Origin of the sequence: Streptococcus constellatus (assembly GCF_902167705.1) — a bacterium.
GTDB classification, from domain to species: Bacteria; Bacillota; Bacilli; order Lactobacillales; family Streptococcaceae; genus Streptococcus; species Streptococcus constellatus_A.
Genome location: NZ_CABHMZ010000017.1, coordinates 17,638 through 42,510, shown reverse-complemented (window position 1 = coordinate 42,510; position 24,873 = coordinate 17,638). Strand labels below are relative to the sequence as shown.

The window sequence follows — 24,873 nt, the reverse complement described above, 5'->3', positions numbered from 1 at the left end:
CTTTCATATCTTCTTGTGCTGGGGAATGAAGCGGAACTGCAAAGCAGCGCTTTGAGCAGTCACTTGCTGTCTACTCGTATATCAACAAGAGCAGGTTGAGTCTTAGACATTATTGTCCCAGACTCCATGATTTTTGATAGTGTAAGCAGAGGACATTTTTGCAATTTTGTTTATTTTTGTTGCCATTTTTGACTGCTTACGTTATAATAAATAAAACTGGAAACTCTTTCAATCAGGAGGCTTATTGTGAAAAAACGACCAATTTATTTATACGTATTGCTGACATTGTCGGCTATTTTATCATCTTTTACATTTGTAGGAACTTTTTTTGGCAGTGAAAAAATAACCAATACAAGTTCGTACAAAGGTTTGTCTGAAGCGGTAGTCAAACAAATTGTGGAAGTAACTGAAAGAAGTCTTGTCTTTCTTCATAATATTCCGCATAAAATATTAGTTGTCCTTTCAATTTTATTGTTGATTGCTGCCATTGTTTTCATCATCAAGAAAAATATTTTGTATGCTAATTTTGCCTATATTGCCTATGTATTATTAGGGATTATTGGGGCAATTTACAATTATATCGGTGGTATGCCGCTCAACAATCTTTATAAGGATCAAACGATGCGTGACGCGGCAATTTCATCAACAAGAGTTTTGACTATTATTTATTTTGCTTTTAATATTCTGTTCCTTGTTATTGTCTTTTTCAAGATGAGACGGCAACAACAAGACTTGGCAAAAGAAGAATTGCAATAGTTGACAAAACATATCTATCAGCTTAAAATTTTAAGAGAATGATAGATATGTTTTATTTTTAGAAAGAGAGAAAAGATGAAGATTTCCTTAGTTTATATTAGCTTAAGTGGTAATACAGCCAGTTTTATAAAACGCTTATCTGCATTTTTGCAAGAGCGACATGAAGATGTGGAAATTGAGCAAGTGGATATAAAAGATATGGTGAAAGAGAAGCGACCATTTTATGCCATGCCTCAGCCTTTTGTAGCCTTTTTGCCAACTTACTTAGAAGGTGGAAATGGTTTGGACAATGGAGATGTCGAAATCCTCACTAATGATTTGGGAGATTTTATTGCTTTTGAAGAAAATTACAAACGTTGTTTTGGCATTGTTGGCAGTGGCAATCGTAATTTTAACAACCAATATTGTCTAACAGCGAAGCAATATTCAGAGCGATTCGGTTTTCCAGTCTTGGATACATTTGAACTTCGTGGCTTGAATGAAGATGTCAAACGAATTGGTCTGAAAATCGAAGCATTATATGGAATGTAATACAAAAACCTATCGGAACTTACCGATAGGCTTTTTAATGCAGTTAGAAATATTACATTTTTTCTGGGGCGTCAACGCCGAGAAGACGAAGAGCTTCTTTTAGAACGATAGCTGTTGCATAGCTGAGAGCTAAACGGCTGTCACGTTCAGGACTTTCGTCCAAGATACGAGTATGTGCGTAGAATTTGTTAAATGCTTGTGCAAGACTGATTGCATATTTTGCAATGAGTGACGGGTCATAATTGTCAGCTGCGCGTTTGACAACACGAGCAAAATCTTGCAACAGTTTAATGATTTCCCAACTTTCAGCATCATCTAAGCTGTATGTTGCTTCAACGTTTGGCTTGAAGTCAGCTTTACGAAGGATTGATTGGATACGTGCATAAGCGTATTGGATATATGGTCCTGTTTCTCCTTCAAAGGATACCATTGCTTCCAAATCAAAGTCGTAACCGTTGCGACGGTCTGTTTTCAAATCGTAGAATTTAACAGCTCCCACTCCGACGGCATGAGCCACAGCTTCTTTGTTTTCAAGGTCAGGATTTTTGGCTTCAATTTGTGATTTAGCACGACTGATAGCCTCTTGAAGAGTTGGTTCAAGAAGGATGATATTTCCTTTACGTGTAGACAATTTTTGACGATTCTTTGTCACCAAACCAAAGTCTACGTGAATCATATCGTCGCTCCAGTCAAATCCCATTTTCTTCAAAACAGCTTTCAGTTGTCTGAAGTGGTTAGCTTGTTCTTGACCTACAGCATAAACATTTTTAACGAAGTTATAAGTACGAGCGCGGTACATGGCCGTAGCAATATCACGGGTGATATACAGAGTGGCACCGTCAGATTTTTTAATCATAGCTGGTGGTAGATTAACATCATCAAGGTTGACAATGCTAGCTCCTTTAGACTCTTCTAGCAGCCCTTTTTCTTCCAGGATTTTGATTCCTTCGTCCATCTTGTCGTTATAGAAGGCTTCACCAGCTAGACTATCGAATTCAACACCAAGCAATTTATAGATACGGTTAAATTCTTTCAGACTTTCGTCGCGGAACCATTGCCATAATTCAGTAGCTTCAGGGTCACCGTCTTCTAATTTTTTGAACCAAAGACGCCCTTCATCATCAAGTTCAGGATCTGTTTCAATTTCTGCGTTGATACGAACGTAAAGTTTTAAGAGCTCATCAATAGGATTTGCTTCAACGGCTTCTTTGTTGCCCCATTTTTTATAAGCAACCATCAAAAGTCCAAATTGTTTTCCCCAGTCCCCCAAGTGGTTGACTTTAATGGTGTTGTAGCCTAATTTACGGAAGATGTTAGAGAGAGCATCTCCGATAACGGTTGAGCGCAAATGACCAACTGAGAAAGGCTTTGCAATGTTTGGACTTGAAAGGTCAATGGTAACATTTTCTCCATGCCCTTCGTTTTGTTGCCCATAGTCATTTCCTTCTTTTACAATTTCTTTGATAACTTGAGCTGAAATTTTTGATTTATCAAGAAAGAAGTTTACATAAGGACCTGTTGCCACAACTTTTTCAAAGTTTGTCGTATCAATCTTTTCTGCAATATCTGCAGCAATAACTTGAGGAGCCTTGCGTTCTACTTTTGCTAAAGAAAAGGCAGGAAAGGCAATGTCACCTAACTCTGAGCTTTTTGGTTGTTCTAGTAAATTTAAAATAGCGTCTTGGTCTAGGCTGTCAATTACCTTAGCCAATTCACTTGCAATCAATTGTTTATTATCCATGGTTTCTCCTTTGGTCTTTTACTAGTATTTTAACATATTTTTTGACGAATCTTCAATCTTTTTGATATAATTTAGGGTATAAATATACATTGTTGAGGATAAAATGAAAAAAACTGAGCGTCATAAACTGATCAAGAAAATGATTAAGGAAGAGAAACTAAGCACACAGAAAGATATTCAGGATCGTTTGAAAGCACAAGGAATTGTTGTTACGCAGACAACTCTCTCTCGGGATTTACGAGAAATTGGTTTAACCAAAGCCAAGAAAAACAATGAAGTTTATTATGTTTTAGCGGATGAAACAAACAAGATTGATCTGGTTGAATTTTTATCTTATCATTTGCAAGGCGTTTCTCGGGCTGAATTTTCCTTGGTTCTTCATACGCGCTTAGGGGATGCCTCTATTTTAGCTAATTTTGTGGATGCCAATAAAGGAGAGCTGATTTTGGGAACGGTAGCAGGAGCAAATACGCTCTTAGTTATCTGTCGTGATACAGCAGCTGCAAAACAAATGGAAGAGCAGCTTCTTGAGAAAATGGATTAAGAGAATGATGAAGCTGGGACAGAAGTGCTCAGCTTGGTTTGTTTATATCGTTATAATGATAAGGCGCAGTGCTTTGGAGAAGCTCTGTTGATTTTAGTCAGTTTAGAGTTTCTCAGGCACAATGGGAGTGAAACAGAACTCAAGTTTCTACGAAACAATTGATTTCTACGTCCTCTTGGCGTTATTTAATAATCAGAAAGGATGAGAATGACAAAAGAAAAACTATCTCCAGGAATGCAACAGTATTTAGATATAAAAAAGGATTATCCAGATGCTTTTTTGCTGTTTCGTATGGGGGATTTTTATGAATTATTCTATGAGGATGCGACCAATGCGGCACAGATTTTAGAAATTGCTTTGACTAGCCGCAATAAAAATTCGGAAAATCCAATTCCGATGGCGGGGGTTCCTTACCATTCGGTACAGCAGTATATTGATGTTTTAATTGAGTCGGGTTATAAAGTTGCGATTGCAGAGCAGGTTGAAGATCCGAAAAAAGCGGTTGGAGTAGTCAAACGTGAAGTGGTGCAGGTCATCACACCAGGGACGGTTGTTGATTCTTCAAAGCCAGATAGTCAGAACAATTTCTTAGTAGCTTTAGATAAATTAGAAGATTTATATGGACTGGCTTACATGGACTTGGTGACCGGTGAATTTCAGGTTACAACTCTCAGTGATTTTAATATGGTCTGTGGAGAAATTCGGAATCTGCGAGCACGTGAAGTAGTTTTAGGGTATGAATTGCCCGAATCAGAGCGCCAAGTATTCGCAAATCAAATGAATTTGTTGTTATCACAAGTTGAAACTACTTTTGAAGATGTTCAGCTACTGAGAGATGAATTGTCTTTTCTAGAACATCAAGTCGCTGGCAAGCTGTTAGAATACGTTCATAAGACGCAGTTGCGTGAGTTGAGTCACTTAAAGCGAGTTCATCATTATGAAATCAAAGATTTCTTACAGATGGATTATGCAACGATGGCAAGTCTGGATTTAACAGAGAATGCACGGACGGGCAAGAAGCATGGTAGTCTATATTGGCTGATGGACGAGACCAAGACAGCTATGGGGACGCGACTTTTAAGAAGATGGATTCAGCACCCGTTGATTGATAAGGAGCGGATTCTCAAGCGGCAAGATGTCGTGCAGGTATTTCTCGATCATTTTTTTGAGCGCAGTGATTTGGCAGATAGTCTAAAAGGTGTATATGACATCGAGCGTTTAGCCAGTCGGGTTTCGTTTGGTAAGACCAATCCGAAAGATTTATTGCAGTTGGCGGCAACGTTGAGCAATGTCCCTCAGATTAAGGGAATTTTACAAGGAATTGATAGTCCTGTTTTGGAACCATTGATTAAGAACTTGGATGACATTCCAGAACTAGCAAACTTGATTCAATCAGCCATTTCACCAGATGCTCCAAATGTCATTACTGAAGGGAATATCATTAAAACAGATTTTGATGAAACCTTGGATAAATATCGAGTGATCATGCGAGATGGAACGAGCTGGATTGCGGATATTGAGACGAAAGAAAAGGCAGCTAGCGGAATTAACAACCTGAAGATTGATTACAACAAAAAAGATGGTTATTATTTTCATGTCACAAATTCCCAGCTTGAACACGTTCCCAGTCATTTTTTCCGCAAGGCAACTCTGAAAAATTCGGAGCGCTTTGGTACGGAAGAATTGGCTCGTATTGAAGGCGAAATGTTAGAAGCGCGTGAAAAATCTGCCAATTTAGAGTATGAGATTTTTATGCGCATTCGTGAGGAAGCTGGTAAATATATCAAACGATTGCAATCCTTGGCTCAAACTCTGGCAACGGTTGATGTGCTGCAAAGTTTTGCAGCGGTTGCTGAAAAGCAGCACTTTGTGCGACCAGAATTTATTGAGCAACCTTCTATCAAAATTGATAAAGGGCGGCATGCGGTCGTAGAAAAGGTTATGGGTGCACAAACTTATATTCCTAATAGCATTTCAATGGACGAGAATGTCAATGTTCAGCTAATTACCGGTCCAAATATGAGTGGAAAGTCAACGTATATGCGACAATTGGCGATTATTGTCATTATGGCTCAAATGGGTTCTTATGTTTCAGCAGAAAGTGCTCAATTGCCAATCTTTGATGCCATCTTTACTCGAATTGGTGCAGCGGATGACTTGGTATCTGGACAATCAACCTTTATGGTTGAAATGATGGAAGCCAACCATGCTATTTCTCAAGCAACAGAAAATTCACTCATCCTTTTTGATGAGTTAGGAAGAGGAACAGCGACCTATGATGGCATGGCTCTTGCACAGGCGATTATTGAGTACATTCACAATCGGACAAGAGCTAAAACACTTTTTGCAACTCACTATCACGAGTTGACAGACTTGTCAACTAGCTTGACACGGCTAGAAAATGTCCATGTAGCGACCCTAGAAAAAGATGGTCAAGTGACATTTCTTCACAAGATTGAAGCTGGTCCTGCGGATAAATCTTATGGGATTCATGTAGCAAAAATTGCAGGTTTGCCAAATGATTTGCTGATGAGAGCAGACCAGATACTAACACGATTAGAAGATCAAGCAAATGATAAATCGTCTCTCCAACATTCTAATAAGGAAGCTAGTGATGGCAAGGAAAATCAAGTAGCTGAGCAGATGTCTTTATTCACAGAAACAATCGAATCACCTGTTCTAGACGAGTTGCGCCAGTTGGACATTTATAATATGACCCCAATGGAAGTGATGTTGGCTGTGGCAGAGATGAAGAAACATCTCTAATAGTTGCAGATATGGGAATGACTAGAATAAAGTTAGTCTTGTAAGAGACTGACATTGTCATAACTGAAATGCTTATTTTTCTGCCAATTTATCATTAAAACAGCTATGGTCTTCATAGCCGAGTGAACTAAAACAACCGCCATAGAAACCTATGGCGGTTGTTTCTTTACTATTGATTTTGTCTCTTTAATCCATTATTGATTTGTTCGATTTTCTTTTTGGTTAGATAAGACATGATTGCCCAAAGGATGAGATAAACAACAGTAAATTCTAAAATCAGCTGTAAGATGAAGATGGGTTTGCTTGGGAACCAACCAGCTAAAAGAGCTAAGGGAATGAATCCCAGAATCATAAGCCCATAGTGGCAGATAGTTGCTTTGAGAATGCTCCAATCTTTTTTGAAAAGCTCTTTTCCTAAGCTAAAGAGCAAGCCGATTAGACCCCATATCACTGCGCAATAGAGAACGACTAAAGCGTCGTGAACATGATGCTGTTCCATCCAAAGACCAACTGCCGAATAAGGATTGAGCGGTTGATAGACAGGTGCAAAAAGGTAAGAAAAGATGACGGATAGGAGAAGTCCGATTACAATACCTCCTAAAGTATCTCTGAATAATGTTTTTTTCATAGCTGTAATTTCTCCTTTATAGCTTTGAGATAACGGCGAGATGAATACGTTATCTGACCGTTTTTCATTGCAATCTGAATCAGACCGCTGCCGGTCAATTTCAGATGATCAATCTGTTTGATATTGATGATTTCAGATTGGGAAATCTGTAGAAAATCAGCGGGAAGCAATTCCAAAACTTGATAAAGTGGAAGCCCTAAGAGATAATTGCCTGTCGCTGTTTCGGCCCAAATATGGCGGTTTTCAGTATAAATTCGCTGAATTTCAGCAGTATCTAATAGGTAAATCTCTTCCTCTTTTTTGGCTCGAATGGTTTTAGTTTTACCGATATGTTGAGCGAATGTCAACAGTTGCTGAACGGAATCTGACAAAGCAGGTGCTTCAATGATAACCTGTTCTTCTAAAAATTTTTCATCAATATGTAATTGAACTTTCATAAACACCCCTTCTTTCCCAATGATGTTGTATCTTGCTTACTGCTGACTTTCATTGCAAGAGAGATTCATTATTTCCTTCCCTTTCTAAGTCTATTAAACATTATTTTGACGAGGAAAACAAGGGCTTTTGCTTAAGTGGTTGTTTTGCCCGCCTATTTGGTTTCTTTTAAAAGGAGAAGTTGGTCCAGATCCTCTCACACTAGACCTCTGATAGAAAAAAGGCTTTGTGATATAATAGTAGCTAGAATAATTACGGAGAAAACTATGTCAAAAATTATTGAACTAGGAAATAGATAGTTTTACAACTCATTGACAGCTCTTAATCGTTGGTATTACTGGCTTTTATCAATATTATGTAATATTAGAAGTTGTTAGAAAATCCTTAAAAGTCCACAAAAAGGTGAACAAAAAAGACCTTTACAGGTCATTTACAATATGAGTTCAGCAGGCAAGAACTGGCGTAGTGAATAGCTACGCTTTTTTAGTTGCTTGTAGCCTTGCTGATAAGATTATTATACCATGTTATCACGCGCATTTCTATCGCTGCGCATGTTGACTGTGTCTAGGCTTGTAATTTTGTTTCTAGGGCTTGAGTTAGCACTTCAGAATAATTTACTTTTTCACGATCCGCTAATCTTACTAACCATTCAGGGATAGTCACATTCTTTCTAATGGCTTTATTGTTGCGAATAAAAGGGGTAGGGTCTGCTTGTATCATACTAACAAAGCCGTCGTTAACAGTTAAAGTCATGATGTCGCTAGGTTTTGGCATATCTAATCCTTCGTCTATGTAAGCAGCTAAAACACTCTCAAGCATTTCACGGGCATTTTTCAAGGCTTCTTCAACGTTTGCCCCTTGTGTACCTCCTCCAAACTCTGGAAATTCTACCCAATAAGAACCGTCTTCCTCTTTATGAAAAATTGCTGGATATGATTTCAACATAGTCTGTTACCTCCAAAAAATGAAAGATAAGGGGGATTATTTCAGCCCCAAATCTTTCAGGATTTTGCTTTCTAGCCCTCTTCCTAAATCCTTATTTCCATGGATTGGGATAGTCACTATATAATCAAAATCTTCATGTTTGAAATGGTGATGACTGCCGTTCTGTCGGATTTCTACCCAACCATTTTTCTCGGCTAGCTTTGCCATTTCTTTTCCTGTAAGTGGCATAGTGCACGTTACCTCCTTACATTTTCTATTATACACATTATGCGCATGAAAAACAAGCGAAAAGAAAAAGTTTTTTAACTGATAGCATATATAAAATACTACAGTTTAGCATTTGGCTATAGATTGATAATAAGGTTCTAAAAACGGAACGATTTTGCGCCAAGTCTCCCTCGCAACTGTTCCCAAATAGTTTGGCGGGTCGTTGGGTAAATGCCCTTTGTTCTGCCGATAGTAAGGATTTTTAACCAAGCAACTTCACCTCCTAATTTGCTCCCCATGACACCCCTTAAAAATCTGAAAAATTGGCGCGTGATGTAAGACGACATCTTGTCGCGGCTCTCTTGCTCTCGAAAGAGTGCGGGGGGTGTTTTAAAATTGATTTTTTCTTTTCCTATTGCATTCAAAAATTTCAAAAAGGGAATTTTTTGTAGAGAAGAGGGCAGCGTCCTTTTATTCCAAATAAACCCTACCCCGTTCAAAAAAATAGGGAGCAAATAGCCTCTGTATCTTGGTTTGTATAAATACTGTTTCAACCCGTTACTTAAGGTTTAAATACAAGCAATTCACCGGCTTTATACCATTCCGCAAACTCTAATAATGCCTTGCTTTGTTCTCTGTAAAATTCCGATTCAGACAAATCTAAGTCCATGTATATACAGATATTGCTACACTGTCTTGCTTTGCAAAATCTTCTAATCAATATTTCTTTGTACATATCACTAGAGAGCAAACTAATAGCCTTGTCTATCTCTGCTTTCTCTCTTTCTGCGTCTAGCCTTTTTACTACAAAGGTTTCAAGTCCTTTGCTTGGCTGATTGTTCTTGCTACGCGGTTGGTCTGAAAAAGCACTAGCGCTCCGCACAGTGTATTCACTTCCAGCAATTCGACACAAACGACGATAAATCTGTAAAATCTTTTTAGCCTTTACTTGAGTTGCTTTTTCGTCAATCTCTCTAAACAATTCCAGCATGTTTAATATCTCCTGTGGTATAATAGTACTATCAAATATTTACCAAAAGGAACTAGCACAAGCTGGTTTTTTTGCTATTTTCTGCGCGTGTTCTTTGGATTATCCATGACTCAAATAGTTATTTTCTCTTTGTTCGTTCTTTGTTCAATCACGCGCTATATTGTTAGATCCTATATTCAATACCTTACCAAAAGCCCGCTTGCTTTTCAAGTCTAGCTAAACAATAAAAGAGGCACGCGCCTCTTTGTTATTTCTTAACTTGTTTAGTCTTTAATTGTCGAATTGAATACCGCTTATCTTTGATACTGTAAATCCTGAACGAATTCCCCTCTAAGCCTTTAAGAATGCGGCTATAGTTACGTTCGTTATACATTGTTTTTAATTCATCACCGCTTAGATTGGTATTGATAATTGTATTCTCACGATTGTTAAGTATATCAAATAATAAATCCTGCTCCCAATCGTTCTTAGGTTTAATAACTGCATTCTTCGCTCCTAGGTCATCAATGATAAGATAGCCAGGCTTTTTCAAGAGTTCCACGGCATCAGATTTAGTAAAAGCTGCATTCTTGCCATAAGTCCAACCGTCTTGAATTTTATTAACAATATCTGTAAAGGTTACAAACAACACGCTTTTAGGCTCATTTTTAGCCTTGCAGCCCTCGTTGATAGCTTTAGCCATAGCGACACTTAGATGACTTTTGCCAACGCCTGTAGAGCCTGTAATCAGCGTATTTCCATTCATACCCTCTAGGTACTTCTTTACCTGATTTTGAGCAAAGGCTAATAGTTGTTTCTCCTCTTGTGTCTCGACTATGAAATTGTCAAATGTTGCTGTTTTTAGCTCATTAGGGATTACACTATCACGCATTAGGACATGATAGGTTTTTTGATAGACTTGTTGGTTTGTGGCTTCATTAGCTAACTCTTGTTCTTCGCGCTGTATATTCTCTCTGACACATTCAGGGCAAAACTCTTGCAGCTTACGTTTATCACTTCCCCTAATGGGTATTGAGATTTGCCAATAGTTCACGTTATGAATTGAGCAGACCTTATCAAGTATTTTTCTATTTTGATACTTTTTGAACTGTTCCTCCATGTTTTCACCTCCTAAAACGGGACATCAGGGAAGTTGTCTTGTGTTGGTTGTGCTAATGGCTGTTTCTTAGCCTCGTAAGCTGCTTGATTTTGTTTGACTTGCTCGATAGTCTTTAATCCTTGACCTTGCCAGCGTTCAAGGATTGAGCGCGTGTATCTAATAGACCTACCGTTGTTCAATATGGTTTGTTCAAGAGCATAAAGTAACAAAGTCCGGCCGTGAGTAGCTAGCAAGTCTTCAACCTCTGTCACCATTGTGCCACTAACAGACATTTCACCAAAAGCCTCTTTTAGTTTTTCAAAGATAATATTTTTACCAGCTTCACCAGCTTTTTCTTGCTCTAGCTGTTGCTCTATCTCTTTCTCTATATCTATCTCTGTCTTACACGTAGTTAACGTTGTAAGATTATCAGATAACATTGTAAGATTTTTATTTTTTTCTCGTTGTTCTCTGCGGTATTCCCGCATATAGGCGGCTTGGTTCGTTTCCTGTTGTACCATGGCTTTAGCTTGTGGCAGCTTTGCATTTTTATCCTCATCAATTTGAATTAAACCGCATTTTGTAAAATATGCCATAGTCATTTCAATATCATCTTCTGAAACATCTAGCTTTAAGGCTAATTCTGATTTTAAACTATCAAAGTATCCCTCGTAGTAAAGAATGCAGTCACTATCAAGACTTTCAAGCATAAGTCTGATATATATAACTGTCATAGTGTAACCACCCGGTAAAGTTTTAAGTCTCTTGATAAAGATATTATCAAAAAACTTTTTATCAATTTTTAACCAAAAATAAACTTTTGTTTTTGCCATTGTTCCCCCTAATCTACTCCCAAAAATACCAGAATATCACTGACCTTATAAAAGACTTTCCTAGTGTCTTCTAGTGGTGGCTGGTATCGCTTTAAACCCGCTTTTTCCCAACGTGTCAAGGTTTTGGATTTTATCCCTAGTTCCTCCTTAACCTGTTGGGCTGTCATTAGTCCAAGCTGTCTTGGCTTTGGCTGTGTATAAGACTGCAAAAAGTTAGAAAGCAAGGTTAGGGCTTCTGCCTTTAATTGTGTTTCTGTATCTAAGCTAAATAATGTCATATTAACCGCCTTTCAAATATTTGTCTTGTTCGTTCAAGTTCGCATACATGAGGGCACTGATCCGCTTTTGCTCATCTTGTCGCTGCCTATCTAGTGCTCTGATACCTGCCAGACGTTCGCTGTCATTTGCTGGGATATAGTAACCGCCCGCTAGGTCACGGCTTCCACAAATAGCGATATGATACTTAATTACTAAACCACGGATAATGCCCCGAACAGTTCGGATATCTAACCCTGTGAGTTTAACAATCTCTTTGCCTGCGCGTGGTCTTTCTGCTCCCTGCGGGATAAGAGCAAGCACACGCTTATAATTCTCTGGTAAAGTTGTAAGCTTCATTCAATCGCCTCTCTTTCTTTGCTTGATACTATAATCTGCCCTCTTTCCCACATATCGCAAAAATCCATTAAAGTTTCTAAAACTCGTTCTAGTTGGTTTCGTTCCTCGATACTATAATAGTCAAATTTATCTTCTAGGGAAAAATCTAGCATAGTCTGATAGGCTTCTTCTAGCTCAATACCAAAGTTTTTAGCTCTTTCATTTGCAAGGTCAAACTCTTTTTTATCTGCCATGTTCTGCCTCCATAACCTCTAGCCATTTTTCAATTTTTCTTAGCTGCTTTTTAGTGATATAGCCCCTCCGCTTGTAAGCAATCGCCCAAGCATTAAACAGTTGAGTACAAATACCAGCAAGAAAGAAAAGTAGTAGCGTTAAAATTGCGCCTAGTAGTTCGCTCATTTGTTTAATGCCTCCAGTTCCTTGGGTTGTCATTGTTCAATAGCAGAAAGGCAATTTTGTCTAGTCTTTGGCAAAGTTTTTCGTTTTGTGCATAAGCAGTCTCAATATATTTCTTAGCTATCCAGTTAAAGGTCGTTGTATCTACTTTTTGTGTTATCTCTAAGGCTTCTAGAGTTAAATTATTCATTTCTAAGCTGTTCATGATGTCAGTTAGTTCGCTACCTAAGTCGATTAGTTTCTCAGTGCTCAATAATACAGTTGTTGTTTTCGTCATGGTGTCTTACCTCGTTTAAATTTTCTTGTATTTATGCCCTTTTTAAGGGATAGCGCCCTCCGTATGGTCAAAATGTCCTAGATATGGTATAATCTAGCTATAAATCTTTACTAAAACCCTTACGGCTTGCCTGCTGTATTGTTTTAGTATTTGTGTGAAAGGCTTCCTACTTGGTCGGTCGGTTGGTTAAGCCTTTTTGTTTTATTCTGTTTTTAAGAACTCTAATAAGCGTTTTGAGCAGTTGAAACGGTTAGGGGTATAATTATACCCTTGAGACATTTAAAGTTGATTTTGGCTATATCTTATTGGCGAAAATCAGCTTAAAATCGATTCTAGCGCTTGCTGCTTATTCAGCTTTCGAGTTATCGTTATCTTTCAAAATATTTTCAAGCCCTGTTTTTATAAAATAAAGGCTAGTTAGTGCTTGTTTTTTATCGCCTTGTAAAATAGCGTTGTCTGCAAGGTCAATCATAGCGTATAGATGAGCTTTTTCTTGTTCGTTTGATAGATACATTTTTTATCCTCCTTGTTGTGGTCTAAAGACCATGGCTTTTATTTCCTGATAGGTCATGCCTAGCTTAATCATAGCAATAGCCATATCCTCTAGGGCTTGATATCTGACTAACTCGATACTGGTTAGGTTGTCAATGCCATTATAGCCACCACGCGCCGCCATCAGTTGGCGCTTATTCATACCACTAGCACCTTTCAGTAAAAGATTGTTAACCGTTGAATGCGCGTGTTTAGGTGCTTGTTCCCCAATGTTCAATAGCCTCATGTAGGCTTTTTCTTTTGGGCTGTTCTAAAGCACGCTGCAGCTTAAACTCTGCCACCTCATCCCGCATTTCAAAGAATGCTTTAACTAGGTTTGTTTTAAATTCTTTAACTGGCTCGGTGTTACGTAAGTAAGTGATTAACAACGTAGCTTGTTGCTCATTCAGAATATAGTCACGTACATTTTGCCCAGCCTCTGAAGGTGAAATTTTAAATGTCACCTTTCCAAACTTCTCAAAGTCTGCTCGGTGCTTATTCAGTAAGATTTTCAAATGCCTATGTTTTACCTCTGCACATTCTGCAATAATGCTTGAAAGTGTATACGGCTCTCTCTTGCCGTCCATGTAAACTAATTCCATGCCTGCCTCCTTTCTATTCTTCTGGCGTGAGCAGTTCGTCTATGGTAACGCCTAGATAGTCGGCTACTCGTTGGAGAGTGTCAATAGTCGGACTTTTCGCCCGTTCATAGTACAAAGCTGTTAACGTGCTTTTTGATAGACCTGTCATTTTTGCAACATCAGAAACTTTTTTACGTTGCTTGGATAATAATACTCGCATATTGTTTTTCATGCTTTCGCTCCTTTCTAGTTTTGTAAAACCTAAAAACCAACTGAATAGATTAAAAAGAGTCAATCGGTTTTATATAGCGCAAAATAATTGCGGTATATTTTGAGTTATAATGCTTAATTTTTGCGTTGTCAAGTGTTTTTTTTGGAAGTACGCTCTTTTTTTGCGTATTCTATAAAATCGTGTTATAATCAGGGGCGAAAGGTGTCAAAATTTATGAACAGATTGAAAATTTTACGAAAAGAAAAAAGCTTGTCACAAGTAGCCTTTTCTAAAACTATCGGTATTCCTTTGCGTACTTTACAAAGTTGGGAAAACGGTGAAAGCAATATCAAACCAGAAAAAGCCCAACAATTAGCCGACTATTTCGGGGTGTCTGTTGGGTATCTGTTGGGGTATAGTGATTCTGACTTTAAGAATATGACCAGTGATTCATACGATGACAATGAAAAAAAACGAGCTTTGCAAGGTTTAGATAAACTCTTGCTTATGTCTGGTTATTTATCTAAGAATCAAATGATTTCAGCTATTGAACAAACAATAAATAAAGAGGTTCTTACAAAAGAGTTCACTTCATCGGAAATAATTGAACTCCCAGGGGAGAAACAAAAGGAGATAATCTTAGATAAAGCTAACAAGCAGACAGAAAAAATCCTCAGCAAAATATCTTTTTTAAGCATAGCCCTGTCTTACTTAGACAATTCCGAAAGTGAACTTTTGACAATTTTTTACTTCTTACCAGATGAAGAAAAAGAAAAACTCTTAGAAATTGCTAAGGTATTCCACAAAAAACAAAATACTCCCGACGACTAACCTCATTGGGCAAGTGGTCACGATGTATAGTGAGAGATAAGCACGTACCCTATACAGACGCCCAACCTTAGCAAATGTTAGAACTCTATAGAGCTCAACAGTATTTCATAACAATCAGGGAACACGACCCCCTTACGGCATGAAATTAGAATTAAGCAGGCGCATGATTGCTTTTTTGAAAATTTAAACAAAATAATTAATCTTCTGGACAAGGTTTTAAAATAACCTATCGTATGTTGTGCGTCTGTTTAGCTGTGATTTTACTATTCCAATTTAAATACAAAAAGAAAATGTGAAAATATGGATGAATTAATGCAACAAATGGCTGACAAGTTTGGTGATATGGTCCAAGCTGTAATCATTGAAAAGACAAAGGTCATTGATATTGATCAAACACTCCCCCTAGAACTAAACCAAAAACAATTAGCTACTTTACTTGGTTGTTCTACAAGTCGCTTATATGAGTTTATTTATAGAAAAGATTTTCCTAAAATTGATAGAGGCAGAGGAAGGAGATTAGCATTTCCAAGAGATGCTGTGCGTGAATGGTATAACAACAACTGGCATAAGTTATAATTAAAATGTGAAACAAAGCAACTCAAAAAGTTTTAAAATTTCCTGCGCGTGTGCGAATGTGTGTGCGAATAACCTGTTATTAATAAAACCTTTAATAACGCCTTTTTCTAATAGGAGATAAACTTATTTTTCCGCGCGTGTGCGAATGTGTGTGCGAATTGATTGGAGTAAAAATGATAGAATACGATATACAAAAATTGTTATTATTCAGGGGAAAACCAAAGCGTTGAATTTAAAGAAGCTAAAAATTCTTTCCCTAAAGACGGCATGAAAACAATTTGTTCATTTGCTAATACAAATAATGGTCTGCTAATTTTAGGTGTCTCAGAAAACACCAAGAATAAAGATTTTTATATTTCTGGTGTTAATAATTCCGATAAGGTATTGGATGAATTATATAGTTTACTTAATAACCCTAAAAAAATTAATAGAAATGTGGTTAATGAGGAAAGCGTCCAAATCACAAATATAAAAGGAAAAGATATCATCATTATCCCTGTTAATAAAGTAAACTACAAGGAGAAACCAATATATCTCAACGAAAATATAGCATCTACCTATTTTCGTCAAGGAACTGGTGATTTTAGGTGTTCACAAGAACAAATCAATGCGATGTTAAGAGATTCTGCAAAAGAAAGTTTTGATAGTACACTTGTTCAGGATTTCTCTATTTTAGATTTAGATAAAGAAACAATAAATCGATATAGAGAAAAGTTCGACAATATTAATGCTGAGCATCCTTTTTCAAAATTAGATAACGAGCAATTTCTTTTAAAAATAAATGCTTTACGAAGAGATCGTTCAGACAACAAAGTAAAACCTACAGTAGCTGGATTATTGATTTTTGGAACGCATACTGCGATAAAAGAGTTTATTCCTCACTATAATGTAGAATATGTTTTAAAAGAGTTTACCGAAAATAATCGTTTTAAAGACCGAGTAATTTATGACGGTACTTGGGGAGAAGATAATCTTTTTAATTTTTTCTACCTTGTTATTGAAAAATTATATCTAACTTTAAATGATAACTCGAACATTCAAGAAAATTCCATAAATCGAATTGGAATTTCAAAATTACGAATTGCTATTCGTGAAGCATTTGTTAATAGCCTTATTCATAGTGATTATAAGAGTGAAAAAGGGATAATGGTAATTAGATATTCCGACAGATATATATTCACAAATGGTGGAACACTTAGAATTGACCTAAGGGACTTTTTTAGTGGAGCACATTCTGATCCAAGGAACTATCTAATTCAAGAAATCTTTAGGTTTTTAAATTTATGTGAAAAGGCTGGAACTGGCATACCTAAAATAATGGAAGCAGTTAAGGAAAGTCATTTAAAATATCCCAAATTACAGACTAAATTAGACTCTGTTGAATTTACATTATGGGATACTTCTCTTATAGATAACCTAGATATTGATAATGAATATGAAAAAAAAATATTAGAGTTAATAATTGAAAATCGTTTCGTAACAAGAGAGATCTTGGAAGAAAAATTAAAAATCCATAAAAATACAATTTTAAAATATTTGAAAAAGTTAGTGGAAAAACAAGCCATTGATAAATTCAGATCTGGTAGACAATATGTATATTTTATTGCACAAAACCAGGATCCTGAATTTCAAAAATATAATCATATTGATGCCATGTATTCTCTACTGGAAGAAATGAAACGAAAATAGGAGCGTTCTCGTAGCTCCTCGCATGATATAAACCTAATCTAAAACTTTTACGGCTTGCCTGCTGATGGAAAGGTATATCATGAGAATAACAGAAGTTAAAAAGAAAAACGGTACAACTGTATACCGTGCTAGTGTTTATCTCGGTGTTGACCAGATAACAGGTAAGAAAGTAAAAACCAGCGTGACAGGAGGGACAAGAAGAGAGGTTAAAGCAAAAGCTCAACAAGCCCAGATAGATTTTAAACTGAACGGCTCAACCATTCAAAAGACAGTTACGGTCAAGAATTTTCAAGAGCTGGCTGATATATGGCTAGAAAGCTATAAGCTGACCGTTAAGCCTCAAACCTATGAGGCGACATTGAGCAATCTAAGACCCCATATTTACCCAGTTTTTGGGAACAGACAACTTGACAAGATAACGGCTAGTGACATACAAGTTTTTATCAATCAGTTATCAAGATATTTTGAAAACTTTGTGACAATACGGTCAATCATCAGGAGGATTTTTCAGCAAGGAATATTGCTGCAGCTTGTCACTAATAACCCAGCTAGAGATATTATACTTCCTAGAAGACAAAAGAAGGCTGATAACAAGGTAAAGTTTATTGCTCCAGATGATTTGAAGGCTTTTCTCCATAATCTAGAAAAGAAGCAGTACAAGCGTTATGGCTTGTATTATGAGTATGTCCTCTATCATTTGCTCTTGTCTACGGGGTTACGGATTGGTGAAGCCTGCGCCTTAGAATGGACTGACATAGACCTTGATAAGAGTACAATCACCGTAAATAAAACGTATAACAAAGGCTTAAAGGCGGTTAGTACAGCTAAGACCAAGTCGGCCAATCGAACTATTAGCATAGACAAGAAAACGGTCAATATGCTGCGTCTATACAAGAATAGGCAACGCAGGCTATTTTTCGAGACTGGAGCGCGTGCTCCGTCTGTTGTCTTTGCCACCCCTACAAGAGAATATTTTGATTTGGCAATTAGGCAAAGCGCTTTAGATACCCGTTGCAAAGAAGCAGGTATCCCTCGCTTTACCTTTCACGCTTTCCGCCATACTCACGCTAGTTTATTGCTGAATGCTGGTATCTCATACAAAGAATTACAATATCGCTTAGGTCATGCCAATATTACAATGACCTTAGACATCTACAGCCACCTATCAAGAGACAAAGAAAAAGAAGCCGTGGCTTACTTTGAGAAAGCCATTAGCTCCCTTTAGTCCACAAAAAGGTGAACAAATTGTGTTTTTGATAGCTGTAAACATCATCAGAACCTTATTAAATCAACGTTTAGAAAGGGTAAAACCAAAAACTATGTCAAAAATTATTGAACTACCAGAAAATCTTGCTAATCAGATTGCGGCAGGTGAGGTTATTGAGCGTCCTAGCAGTGTGGTTAAAGAGTTGATAGAAAACTCTATTGATGCTGGTGCTACTCAGATTATAGTGGAGATTGAAGAGGCAGGGCTCAAGAGTATTCAAGTCATTGATAATGGTGAAGGAATTGAGTCTGAGGAGGTTTCCTTAGCCTTGCGGCGGCATGCAACGAGTAAAATTAAGAAGCAAGCGGACCTTTTTCGGATTCGGACATTGGGTTTTCGCGGTGAGGCGCTTCCGTCTATTGCTTCTGTTTCACGTTTGACGATTGAAACTGCAACGAATGGTGGGACACATGGGACACGTTTAATTGCTCAGGGTGGAGAAATTGAAACTGTAGAACCAAGTAGCTGTCCTAGAGGTACCAAAATCAAAGTGGAAGACCTTTTTTTCAATACGCCTGCTCGCTTGAAATATATGAAAAGTCAACAAGCGGAACTATCTCACATTGTAGATGTGATTAACCGTTTGAGCTTGGCTCATCCAGAGGTCGCTTTTACCTTGCTCAATGATGGCAAAGAGTTGACTCGAACGGCAGGAACAGGAAATCTGCGTCAAGCGATTGCTGGTATTTATGGACTGACAACAGCCAAAAAAATGATTGAAATTTCAGCTTCTGATTTGGATTTTGAAGTATCAGGCTATATTAGTTTGCCAGAATTAACGCGTGCCAATCGTAACTACATCACCATCCTCATCAATGGTCGCTACATCAAGAATTTCCTGCTCAATCGAGCTATTTTAGATGGATATGGTAGCAAGCTCATGGTGGGACGTTTTCCGATTGCTGTGATTGATATTCGGATTGACCCATATCTTGCCGATGTCAATGTTCACCCGACCAAGCAAGAAGTGCGGATTTCAAAAGAGAGAGAACTGATGGCCTTGATTTCACAAGCCATTGCTGCGAGTTTAAAAGAGCAGGATTTGATTCCGGACGCTTTGGAGAATTTAGCAAAATCAACCATTAACCGAGCAAATAAGCCTGAGCAGACGAGTCTCCCACTCAAAGAAAACCGACTCTATTATGACAAAGAGAGAAATGACTTTTTTGTTAGGTCTCAGGTATCAGAAAGCCATCCTCCTTTTGATGAAAATGCTACATCTAATCAGCAGCCTATCGATACAGGTATGCTTGATTCCAGAACAGCTTCTGTCAAATTTGCAGAAAGACAAACTCTTTCTTATAATCAACTAGATCATCCAGAACTGGATCAAGCAAGCTTAGAAAGAGCATTAGATAAACTAGACAGAGAAGAAACTTCAACCTTTCCAGAACTGGAGTATTTTGGGCAAATGCATGGAACGTACCTCTTTGCGCAAGGAAATGGCGGCCTCTATATCATTGACCAGCATGCGGCGCAGGAGCGAGTTAAGTATGAATATTATCGGGAAAAAATTGGGGACGTAGATGCTAGCCAACAGCAACTCTTGGTGCCTTATATCTTTGAATTTCCAGCTGATGATATGCTACGCCTGCAGCAGCGAATGTCTCTTTTAGAAGAAGTGGGGATTTTCCTGGAAGAATATGGAGCTAATCAATTCATTCTTCGTGAGCATCCTATTTGGCTCAAAGAAGAGGAAATCGAGTCGGGTATCTATGAGATGTGTGACATGTTGCTTCTGACGAAGGAAGTATCTATTAAAAAATACCGAGCCGAACTAGCGATTATGATGAGCTGCAAACGCTCTATTAAGGCCAACCACAGCTTAGATGACTATTCGGCGCGTGATTTGATCTTCCAGCTATCGCAATGTGACAATCCCTACAATTGCCCTCATGGTCGTCCCGTTTTGGTCAACTTTACCAAATCTGATATGGAAAAAATGTTCCGTCGGATTCAGGAAAATCATACCAGCCTGAGGGAATTGGGCAAGTACTGAAACTATTTATAGAAGCTCTAAAACAGAGAGTGGAACAGAAATCAGTAGTTTCGTAGAAACTTGATTTCATCGTCCCACCTCCGCACAGCTCGAAAGGTTACCCAAACCTTTCGAGGTTGGAAATAAAGTCAAATGACGCTTGGCGTCAAAAGGGCTGTAAAAGTTGATTGATCAACGTATTAGAGCCCACTCAGCAGTGATTGATTGGCGCTAAAGAGCCCAATCAATTGTGCATGGGGAACTCTACATTGACTAAAGTCACTAGAGCTTCTCCAACACTGCGTCTTATCATTCTGACTATATAAACAAAGGAAGCTGAGTACTTTTGTCTCAGCTTCTGTTTTTAAGATTTTATCTGTAATTGAGTTTCAGCAGTGATTTAAGGCGTTTGGCTATAGGAATGGGGTTCTTGATGTTCAGCACCTTCTGTTCTAAAGTTAGTTATCTGGTCCAAGTAGGTTTTTTTGATGGTCAGATACCTCTTGCAGGCTAAGGCTGCACCGGCAGATAGAAAGAAGAGGAAAAAGATGAGGGATGGATCCCAAGGGAGATAAAGACCTCCAACGATAAAGAAGACTACAATGGCTAGAAAGAGGATATAGAGGATATTGGCTATACTGAAGTTTTTAACCTCTTTATTATAGTTTGCTCTCTCCTCATTTGTCCAGCTGGGCTGGGCGTCTTTACTGTTCGCTTCATCCAGTAGCAGATAATCCGTCGTCACCTGAAAGATTCTGCTCAGCTCCACGACTTTTTCAATTTCTGGCAGAGCCTGAGCAGACTCCCACTTGGAGATGCTCTGCCGAGAGACATTGACCTTCTCAGCTAACTGATCCTGTGACCAGCCCCTTTCCTTTCGCAGTTCAAAAATCCGTTTATCGATTTGCATTTTTCAATCTCCTTTCGCCTTTCTTTACCTGTATTGTATCATGATTGAGACAGCTTGAACAGACAGCTGACTTTCCTTTTTGTCAACTGCTGGTTGCACTTTGTTTTGCACTTTCTGACCCCAAAATATGATATACTAGAAGGGTTGAAAAGGAGAAAAGATGTACGAATATTTTAAAGGAATCATCAGTAAAATTACTGCAAAATACATTGTTCTAGAGGTAGGTGCGGTCGGCTACATCTTGCACGTGGCCAATCCCTATGCTTACTCTGGTCAGGTCAATCAAGAGGTGCAGGTCTATGTTCATCAGGTGGTGCGCGAGGATGCGCAGCTCCTCTACGGTTTTCGCACAGAGGATGAAAAGCAGCTTTTTCTCAATTTGATTTCGGTTTCTGGTATTGGACCCGTTTCTGCTCTTGCAATAATCGCAGCCGATGACAATGCCGGCTTGGTACAGGCTATTGAGCAGAAAAACATCACTTACCTGACAAAATTTCCTAAGATTGGTAAAAAAACAGCCCAACAAATGGTGCTGGACTTAGAAGGCAAGGTTGTGGCAACAGGTGCCAAGATACCTAAGCAAGTTACTGTTGCGGCTGTTAGCGACAATCAAGAATTGGAAGAAGCTATGGAAGCTATGTTGGCTCTGGGCTATAAGGCAGCCGAGCTCAAGAAAATTAAGAAATTCTTTGAAGGTACGACCGACACAGCGGAAAATTATATCAAGTCAGCTCTTAAAATGTTGGTGAAATAAGGAGATAATATGACTAAACGGTGCAGTTGGGTAAAAGAAAATAATCCTTTATATGTTGCTTACCACGATGAAGAATGGGGGCGTCCCCTGCATGACGACCAAAGATTATTTGAACTGCTTTGCCTAGAAACCTATCAAGCAGGCCTGTCTTGGGAAACCATTCTCAATAAGCGTCAGGCTTTTCGGCAGGATTTCCATGGCTATGATGCCGAGAAAATCGCCGCCATGACGGATAGCGATCTGGATACCCTTTTGGATAATCCTGCCGTCGTCCGAAATCGTCGGAAAATCTATGCGACTCGTGCCAACGCCCAAGCTTTTCTGAAAATACAGGCAGAATTTGGTAGTTTTGACTATTATCTCTGGTCTTTTGTAGAGTTTACACCGATTGACAATGCTGTCAAGGATTACAGACTTGCTCTGTCTAAAACGCCCCTGTCCGAAGAAGTGGCTAAAGATATGAAAAAACGAGGCTTCAAATTTGTTGGTCCTGTCTGTGCCTATTCTTTTATGCAAGCCGCAGGATTGGTCAATGATCATGAAATAAGCTGCGAATGGAACCTTAAAAATAAGGCATAAAAGCATTTGATAATGTTTCTAAATTTGTACATGTTCTTACTAATGGATTTAATAACATGAAGAAGAAAGATGATAGTAAGACAAAGTATAAAACGGTTTTGAGAAGCAAATCACTTTTTAATATGTCAAACACTATAAAACCATAATCAAGGTTCCGATAGTAATCAAAATGCTACCAATTAGAGATTTCATAGTAAAGTCCTCGTGGAGAAAGATAAAAGCAAGAATGAGCGTGAGGACAACACTAAGCTTATCAATAGGAACGACCTTGGAGGCTTCTCCTTCCTGCAATGCTCGATAGTAACAGAGCCAGGAAGCTCCTGTTGCTAATCCAGATAAAATCAAGAAAATCCAACTTTTCTTGCTGATGTTAGCGAGGCCTGGTTGTCCTTTGGTCAAAAAGACCATACCCCAAGCCATCAAAACAACGACCACTGTCCGAATAGCTGTCGCTAGATTAGAATTGACCCCAGAAATCCCAATTTTAGCTAAGATAGATGTCAGTGCTGCAAACAAAGCAGAAAGAAATGCAAAAACTGCCCACATAATTGAATCTCCTTAATAGTTTTATTCTTTTATTTTATCACAATTGCTCCTATCTAACATAGCAAATCAAAGAAACTCAGGTAGCAAGAACTGTCTGGGTTTTCTTTGTACAAAGTCTAATTTCGCTAAAGCCAATCCTTATTTTTGCAACGCATGACCCTCATGTGTACAATCGAGTAAATCATATTATTGATGTGACGCAATTATAGTTATAATTTAGAAGAAGGCTGGCGACCCCAGACTTTTTCTTTTTGAAAAATTGTCAGTCTTATCAATTTGCTGACAGATTATTTTTCTTAAAATGAAGTTTTTCAGATTTTTTGTGATAAAATAAAACCAAATTGCGAATAGTAAGGTAGGAGGTTCTATGAAAGCAGAAATTATTGCTGTGGGTACTGAAATTTTGACGGGTCAAATTGTTAATACGAACGCTCAATTTTTATCTGAAAAATTAGCGAGTCTGGGAGTAGATGTGTATTTCCAAACAGCAGTTGGAGATAATGAAGCTCGTCTGTTATCCATTTTAGAAATAGCTCGGAATCGCAGCCATTTAGTTATCCTTACTGGAGGTTTAGGCCCGACAGAAGATGACTTGACAAAGCAGACTTTGGCAAAATTCTTAAATCGCAGACTGGTCTTTGACCAAACAGCTATGGAAAAATTAGATCGTTTCTTTGCAAGTCGACCAGACTATGCGCGAACGCCCAATAATGAGCGACAAGCTCAGATAGTGGAAGGCTCGACTCCTCTACAAAATGAAACCGGACTTGCAGTGGGGGGCGTGATTGAAGTAAGTGGCGTGACTTATGTTGTTCTACCTGGTCCGCCTAGTGAGTTAAAACCGATGGTGAACAATAAACTGGTTCCGCTTTTAGCGACTGGTCAAAAATTGTATTCAAGAGTCTTGCGCTTCTTTGGTATTGGTGAAAGTCAATTAGTAACCCTTTTAGGAGATTTAATTGATACTCAGACGGATCCGACCATTGCTCCTTATGCTAAGACGGGAGAGGTGACATTGCGATTGTCCACCAAGGCTGCTAGTCAAAAGGAAGCGGATGTTAAGTTTGCTCATTTGGAAAAGAAAATTTTGGCAGTACAGACTTTTGAGAAACAACATTTAGCTGATCTTTTCTACACTTATGGAGATGATAGTTCTTTGGGACAAACGGTTTTTGAATTGTTGAAGAGAGCAGGCAAGACCGTCACAGCAGCTGAAAGTTTGACCGCAGGACTCTTTCAAGCGACTTTGGCAAACTTTTCTGGAGCCTCCAATGTCTTTAGTGGTGGCTTTGTTACTTACAGTATGGAGGAAAAGAGCCGAATGCTGGGTATTCCCTTGGCAGACTTGGAAAAACATGGAGTGGTTTCAGCTTATACAGCAGAGAAAATGGCTGAGCAGGCTAGAAAATTGACCGCTAGTGACTATGCAGTAAGTTTGACAGGTGTGGCGGGTCCAGACAGCTTAGAAGGACATCCAGCAGGGACGGTTTATATTGGCTTAGCAACCACAGAGAATATTCAGTCTATTAAGGTTAATATTGCCGGTCGTAGTCGGACAGATGTGCGCAAAATAGCCGTTCTGCATGCTTTCAATCTGCTGCGAAAAACTTTATTAAAAAGCGAAAATATGCTATAATAATTAGATAGTCAAGAAAATTAATTTATCACTATACAGGA

Annotated in this window: 28 protein-coding genes and 3 pseudogenes; 12 read left to right on the top strand and 19 right to left on the bottom strand. The window is 38.3% G+C overall.

Features of this window, described 5'->3' with window-relative positions:
• Positions 1-246: 246 nt before the first annotated feature.
• Together FQ204_RS04930 and nrdI are read left to right on the top strand one after the other, a co-directional pair.
• Entirely contained in the window at positions 247-756 is a 510-nt protein-coding gene (locus FQ204_RS04930) for a hypothetical protein (protein ID WP_144209345.1), read from the top strand.
• A 75-nt stretch (positions 757-831) separates the two neighbouring features.
• Entirely contained in the window at positions 832-1,287 is a 456-nt protein-coding gene (nrdI, locus tag FQ204_RS04925; RefSeq protein WP_144209343.1) for a class Ib ribonucleoside-diphosphate reductase assembly flavoprotein NrdI, read from the top strand.
• Positions 1,288-1,339: 52 nt separating this feature from the next.
• Here nrdI and argS read toward each other — a convergent pair whose 3' ends face one another.
• On the bottom strand, positions 1,340-3,028 hold the full coding sequence (gene argS / locus FQ204_RS04920) for an arginine--tRNA ligase (protein WP_144209340.1): 1,689 nt from the start codon (positions 3,026-3,028) through the stop codon (positions 1,340-1,342).
• A gap of 103 nt (positions 3,029-3,131) precedes the next feature.
• Between argS and argR the strand changes: the two genes are divergently transcribed.
• Together argR and mutS are read left to right on the top strand one after the other, a co-directional pair.
• The gene (gene argR / locus FQ204_RS04915; RefSeq protein ID WP_144209337.1) at positions 3,132-3,572 is read left to right on the top strand and encodes an arginine repressor; all 441 of its coding nucleotides are present in this window, start codon (positions 3,132-3,134) and stop codon (positions 3,570-3,572) included.
• A 207-nt stretch (positions 3,573-3,779) separates the two neighbouring features.
• The gene (gene mutS, locus FQ204_RS04910) at positions 3,780-6,338 is read left to right on the top strand and encodes a DNA mismatch repair protein MutS (protein ID WP_144209334.1); all 2,559 of its coding nucleotides are present in this window, start codon (positions 3,780-3,782) and stop codon (positions 6,336-6,338) included.
• A 169-nt stretch (positions 6,339-6,507) separates the two neighbouring features.
• Here mutS and FQ204_RS04905 read toward each other — a convergent pair whose 3' ends face one another.
• The 16 genes and pseudogenes from FQ204_RS04905 to FQ204_RS04840 all read right to left on the bottom strand — a co-directional run bounded on the left by FQ204_RS04905 (position 6,508) and on the right by FQ204_RS04840 (position 14,087).
• Entirely contained in the window at positions 6,508-6,966 is a 459-nt protein-coding gene (locus FQ204_RS04905) for a DUF3021 domain-containing protein (RefSeq protein ID WP_144209331.1), read from the bottom strand.
• Complete coding sequence (locus FQ204_RS04900; protein ID WP_144209328.1) at positions 6,963-7,403, bottom strand: LytTR family DNA-binding domain-containing protein; 441 nt, start codon at positions 7,401-7,403, stop codon at positions 6,963-6,965. The genes FQ204_RS04905 and FQ204_RS04900 overlap by 4 nt, the downstream gene beginning before the upstream one ends.
• A gap of 562 nt (positions 7,404-7,965) precedes the next feature.
• The gene (locus FQ204_RS04895; RefSeq protein ID WP_144209325.1) at positions 7,966-8,346 is read right to left on the bottom strand and encodes a type II toxin-antitoxin system HicB family antitoxin; all 381 of its coding nucleotides are present in this window, start codon (positions 8,344-8,346) and stop codon (positions 7,966-7,968) included.
• A gap of 36 nt (positions 8,347-8,382) precedes the next feature.
• Positions 8,383-8,574 carry a type II toxin-antitoxin system HicA family toxin gene (locus FQ204_RS04890; RefSeq protein WP_003038349.1) on the bottom strand — a complete coding sequence of 64 codons (192 nt, stop codon included), beginning with the start codon at positions 8,572-8,574 and terminating at the stop codon, positions 8,383-8,385.
• Positions 8,575-8,709: 135 nt separating this feature from the next.
• A pseudogene (locus FQ204_RS04885) lies at positions 8,710-8,823 on the bottom strand (phage terminase small subunit P27 family); the annotation flags it as partial.
• 292 nt (positions 8,824-9,115) lie between these two features.
• Entirely contained in the window at positions 9,116-9,544 is a 429-nt protein-coding gene (locus FQ204_RS04880; RefSeq protein WP_144209322.1) for an ArpU family phage packaging/lysis transcriptional regulator, read from the bottom strand.
• A 247-nt stretch (positions 9,545-9,791) separates the two neighbouring features.
• The gene (locus tag FQ204_RS04875; protein WP_144209319.1) at positions 9,792-10,643 is read right to left on the bottom strand and encodes an ATP-binding protein; all 852 of its coding nucleotides are present in this window, start codon (positions 10,641-10,643) and stop codon (positions 9,792-9,794) included.
• Between the two features lie 11 nt (positions 10,644-10,654).
• Positions 10,655-11,455, bottom strand: coding sequence for a phage replisome organizer N-terminal domain-containing protein (locus FQ204_RS04870; protein WP_144209316.1), 801 nt, complete (start codon positions 11,453-11,455; stop codon positions 10,655-10,657).
• A gap of 8 nt (positions 11,456-11,463) precedes the next feature.
• Positions 11,464-11,733 carry a hypothetical protein gene (locus FQ204_RS04865; protein ID WP_144209313.1) on the bottom strand — a complete coding sequence of 90 codons (270 nt, stop codon included), beginning with the start codon at positions 11,731-11,733 and terminating at the stop codon, positions 11,464-11,466.
• A gap of 1 nt (position 11,734) precedes the next feature.
• Complete coding sequence (locus FQ204_RS04860; RefSeq protein WP_144209310.1) at positions 11,735-12,070, bottom strand: DNA-binding protein; 336 nt, start codon at positions 12,068-12,070, stop codon at positions 11,735-11,737.
• On the bottom strand, positions 12,067-12,303 hold the full coding sequence (locus FQ204_RS04855; RefSeq protein ID WP_144209307.1) for a hypothetical protein: 237 nt from the start codon (positions 12,301-12,303) through the stop codon (positions 12,067-12,069). Before FQ204_RS04855 ends, FQ204_RS04860 begins: the two co-directional genes overlap by 4 nt.
• The gene (locus tag FQ204_RS10485) at positions 12,293-12,469 is read right to left on the bottom strand and encodes a hypothetical protein (protein WP_003027795.1); all 177 of its coding nucleotides are present in this window, start codon (positions 12,467-12,469) and stop codon (positions 12,293-12,295) included. The genes FQ204_RS04855 and FQ204_RS10485 overlap by 11 nt, the downstream gene beginning before the upstream one ends.
• A gap of 4 nt (positions 12,470-12,473) precedes the next feature.
• Positions 12,474-12,743, bottom strand: a complete 270-nt coding sequence (locus FQ204_RS04850; RefSeq protein WP_260843556.1) for a hypothetical protein — start codon at positions 12,741-12,743, stop codon at positions 12,474-12,476.
• 346 nt (positions 12,744-13,089) lie between these two features.
• Positions 13,090-13,257 carry a hypothetical protein gene (locus tag FQ204_RS10480; protein ID WP_003075312.1) on the bottom strand — a complete coding sequence of 56 codons (168 nt, stop codon included), beginning with the start codon at positions 13,255-13,257 and terminating at the stop codon, positions 13,090-13,092.
• Between the two features lie 3 nt (positions 13,258-13,260).
• A pseudogene (locus FQ204_RS04845) lies at positions 13,261-13,876 on the bottom strand (Rha family transcriptional regulator).
• Positions 13,877-13,889: 13 nt separating this feature from the next.
• Positions 13,890-14,087: a helix-turn-helix domain-containing protein gene (locus FQ204_RS04840; protein WP_144209305.1), complete on the bottom strand. Its 198-nt coding sequence runs from the start codon at positions 14,085-14,087 to the stop codon at positions 13,890-13,892.
• A 213-nt stretch (positions 14,088-14,300) separates the two neighbouring features.
• On the opposite strand from FQ204_RS04840, the gene FQ204_RS04835 reads away from it, so the two are divergent.
• The 5 genes and pseudogenes from FQ204_RS04835 to mutL all read left to right on the top strand — a co-directional run bounded on the left by FQ204_RS04835 (position 14,301) and on the right by mutL (position 20,428).
• Positions 14,301-14,897, top strand: coding sequence for a helix-turn-helix domain-containing protein (locus tag FQ204_RS04835; RefSeq protein ID WP_144209302.1), 597 nt, complete (start codon positions 14,301-14,303; stop codon positions 14,895-14,897).
• Between the two features lie 300 nt (positions 14,898-15,197).
• Entirely contained in the window at positions 15,198-15,473 is a 276-nt protein-coding gene (locus FQ204_RS04830) for a helix-turn-helix transcriptional regulator (protein WP_144209300.1), read from the top strand.
• Positions 15,474-15,646: 173 nt separating this feature from the next.
• Positions 15,647-17,162 (top strand): annotated as a pseudogene (locus FQ204_RS04825) (RNA-binding domain-containing protein).
• A gap of 79 nt (positions 17,163-17,241) precedes the next feature.
• The gene (locus FQ204_RS04820) at positions 17,242-18,387 is read left to right on the top strand and encodes a tyrosine-type recombinase/integrase (protein ID WP_144209294.1); all 1,146 of its coding nucleotides are present in this window, start codon (positions 17,242-17,244) and stop codon (positions 18,385-18,387) included.
• Positions 18,388-18,481: 94 nt separating this feature from the next.
• The gene (gene mutL, locus FQ204_RS04815) at positions 18,482-20,428 is read left to right on the top strand and encodes a DNA mismatch repair endonuclease MutL (RefSeq protein WP_144209291.1); all 1,947 of its coding nucleotides are present in this window, start codon (positions 18,482-18,484) and stop codon (positions 20,426-20,428) included.
• Between the two features lie 379 nt (positions 20,429-20,807).
• Here mutL and FQ204_RS04810 read toward each other — a convergent pair whose 3' ends face one another.
• Positions 20,808-21,317 carry a helix-turn-helix domain-containing protein gene (locus tag FQ204_RS04810; RefSeq protein WP_144209288.1) on the bottom strand — a complete coding sequence of 170 codons (510 nt, stop codon included), beginning with the start codon at positions 21,315-21,317 and terminating at the stop codon, positions 20,808-20,810.
• Positions 21,318-21,477: 160 nt separating this feature from the next.
• On the opposite strand from FQ204_RS04810, the gene ruvA reads away from it, so the two are divergent.
• Together ruvA and FQ204_RS04800 are read left to right on the top strand one after the other, a co-directional pair.
• Positions 21,478-22,071: a Holliday junction branch migration protein RuvA gene (ruvA, locus tag FQ204_RS04805; RefSeq protein WP_144209286.1), complete on the top strand. Its 594-nt coding sequence runs from the start codon at positions 21,478-21,480 to the stop codon at positions 22,069-22,071.
• A gap of 9 nt (positions 22,072-22,080) precedes the next feature.
• Positions 22,081-22,650: a DNA-3-methyladenine glycosylase I gene (locus tag FQ204_RS04800; RefSeq protein WP_144209283.1), complete on the top strand. Its 570-nt coding sequence runs from the start codon at positions 22,081-22,083 to the stop codon at positions 22,648-22,650.
• A gap of 132 nt (positions 22,651-22,782) precedes the next feature.
• Here the strand turns inward: FQ204_RS04800 and FQ204_RS04795 are convergent, their stop codons facing one another.
• Positions 22,783-23,196, bottom strand: coding sequence for an EamA family transporter (locus tag FQ204_RS04795; protein ID WP_144209279.1), 414 nt, complete (start codon positions 23,194-23,196; stop codon positions 22,783-22,785).
• A gap of 367 nt (positions 23,197-23,563) precedes the next feature.
• On the opposite strand from FQ204_RS04795, the gene FQ204_RS04790 reads away from it, so the two are divergent.
• On the top strand, positions 23,564-24,832 hold the full coding sequence (locus FQ204_RS04790; RefSeq protein ID WP_144209277.1) for a competence/damage-inducible protein A: 1,269 nt from the start codon (positions 23,564-23,566) through the stop codon (positions 24,830-24,832).
• Positions 24,833-24,873 lie beyond the last annotated feature (41 nt).

Excerpts from the sequence above, each read along its gene's own strand:
- nrdI (WP_144209343.1), top strand. The coding sequence starts at position 832 with ATGAAGATTTCCTTAGTTTATATTAGCTTAAGTGGTAATACAGCCAGT.
- argS (WP_144209340.1), bottom strand. The coding sequence starts at position 3,028 with ATGGATAATAAACAATTGATTGCAAGTGAATTGGCTAAGGTAATTGAC.
- argR (WP_144209337.1), top strand. The coding sequence starts at position 3,132 with ATGAAAAAAACTGAGCGTCATAAACTGATCAAGAAAATGATTAAGGAA.
- mutS (WP_144209334.1), top strand. The coding sequence starts at position 3,780 with ATGACAAAAGAAAAACTATCTCCAGGAATGCAACAGTATTTAGATATA.
- FQ204_RS04905 (WP_144209331.1), bottom strand. The coding sequence starts at position 6,966 with ATGAAAAAAACATTATTCAGAGATACTTTAGGAGGTATTGTAATCGGA.
- FQ204_RS04900 (WP_144209328.1), bottom strand. The coding sequence starts at position 7,403 with ATGAAAGTTCAATTACATATTGATGAAAAATTTTTAGAAGAACAGGTT.
- FQ204_RS04895 (WP_144209325.1), bottom strand. The coding sequence starts at position 8,346 with ATGTTGAAATCATATCCAGCAATTTTTCATAAAGAGGAAGACGGTTCT.
- FQ204_RS04890 (WP_003038349.1), bottom strand. The coding sequence starts at position 8,574 with ATGCCACTTACAGGAAAAGAAATGGCAAAGCTAGCCGAGAAAAATGGT.
- FQ204_RS04880 (WP_144209322.1), bottom strand. The coding sequence starts at position 9,544 with ATGCTGGAATTGTTTAGAGAGATTGACGAAAAAGCAACTCAAGTAAAG.
- FQ204_RS04875 (WP_144209319.1), bottom strand. The coding sequence starts at position 10,643 with ATGGAGGAACAGTTCAAAAAGTATCAAAATAGAAAAATACTTGATAAG.
- FQ204_RS04870 (WP_144209316.1), bottom strand. The coding sequence starts at position 11,455 with ATGGCAAAAACAAAAGTTTATTTTTGGTTAAAAATTGATAAAAAGTTT.
- FQ204_RS04865 (WP_144209313.1), bottom strand. The coding sequence starts at position 11,733 with ATGACATTATTTAGCTTAGATACAGAAACACAATTAAAGGCAGAAGCC.
- FQ204_RS04860 (WP_144209310.1), bottom strand. The coding sequence starts at position 12,070 with ATGAAGCTTACAACTTTACCAGAGAATTATAAGCGTGTGCTTGCTCTT.
- FQ204_RS04855 (WP_144209307.1), bottom strand. The coding sequence starts at position 12,303 with ATGGCAGATAAAAAAGAGTTTGACCTTGCAAATGAAAGAGCTAAAAAC.
- FQ204_RS10485 (WP_003027795.1), bottom strand. The coding sequence starts at position 12,469 with ATGAGCGAACTACTAGGCGCAATTTTAACGCTACTACTTTTCTTTCTT.
- FQ204_RS04850 (WP_260843556.1), bottom strand. The coding sequence starts at position 12,743 with ATGACGAAAACAACAACTGTATTATTGAGCACTGAGAAACTAATCGAC.
- FQ204_RS10480 (WP_003075312.1), bottom strand. The coding sequence starts at position 13,257 with ATGTATCTATCAAACGAACAAGAAAAAGCTCATCTATACGCTATGATT.
- FQ204_RS04840 (WP_144209305.1), bottom strand. The coding sequence starts at position 14,087 with ATGAAAAACAATATGCGAGTATTATTATCCAAGCAACGTAAAAAAGTT.
- FQ204_RS04835 (WP_144209302.1), top strand. The coding sequence starts at position 14,301 with ATGAACAGATTGAAAATTTTACGAAAAGAAAAAAGCTTGTCACAAGTA.
- FQ204_RS04830 (WP_144209300.1), top strand. The coding sequence starts at position 15,198 with ATGGATGAATTAATGCAACAAATGGCTGACAAGTTTGGTGATATGGTC.
- FQ204_RS04820 (WP_144209294.1), top strand. The coding sequence starts at position 17,242 with ATGAGAATAACAGAAGTTAAAAAGAAAAACGGTACAACTGTATACCGT.
- mutL (WP_144209291.1), top strand. The coding sequence starts at position 18,482 with ATGTCAAAAATTATTGAACTACCAGAAAATCTTGCTAATCAGATTGCG.
- FQ204_RS04810 (WP_144209288.1), bottom strand. The coding sequence starts at position 21,317 with ATGCAAATCGATAAACGGATTTTTGAACTGCGAAAGGAAAGGGGCTGG.
- ruvA (WP_144209286.1), top strand. The coding sequence starts at position 21,478 with ATGTACGAATATTTTAAAGGAATCATCAGTAAAATTACTGCAAAATAC.
- FQ204_RS04800 (WP_144209283.1), top strand. The coding sequence starts at position 22,081 with ATGACTAAACGGTGCAGTTGGGTAAAAGAAAATAATCCTTTATATGTT.
- FQ204_RS04795 (WP_144209279.1), bottom strand. The coding sequence starts at position 23,196 with ATGTGGGCAGTTTTTGCATTTCTTTCTGCTTTGTTTGCAGCACTGACA.
- FQ204_RS04790 (WP_144209277.1), top strand. The coding sequence starts at position 23,564 with ATGAAAGCAGAAATTATTGCTGTGGGTACTGAAATTTTGACGGGTCAA.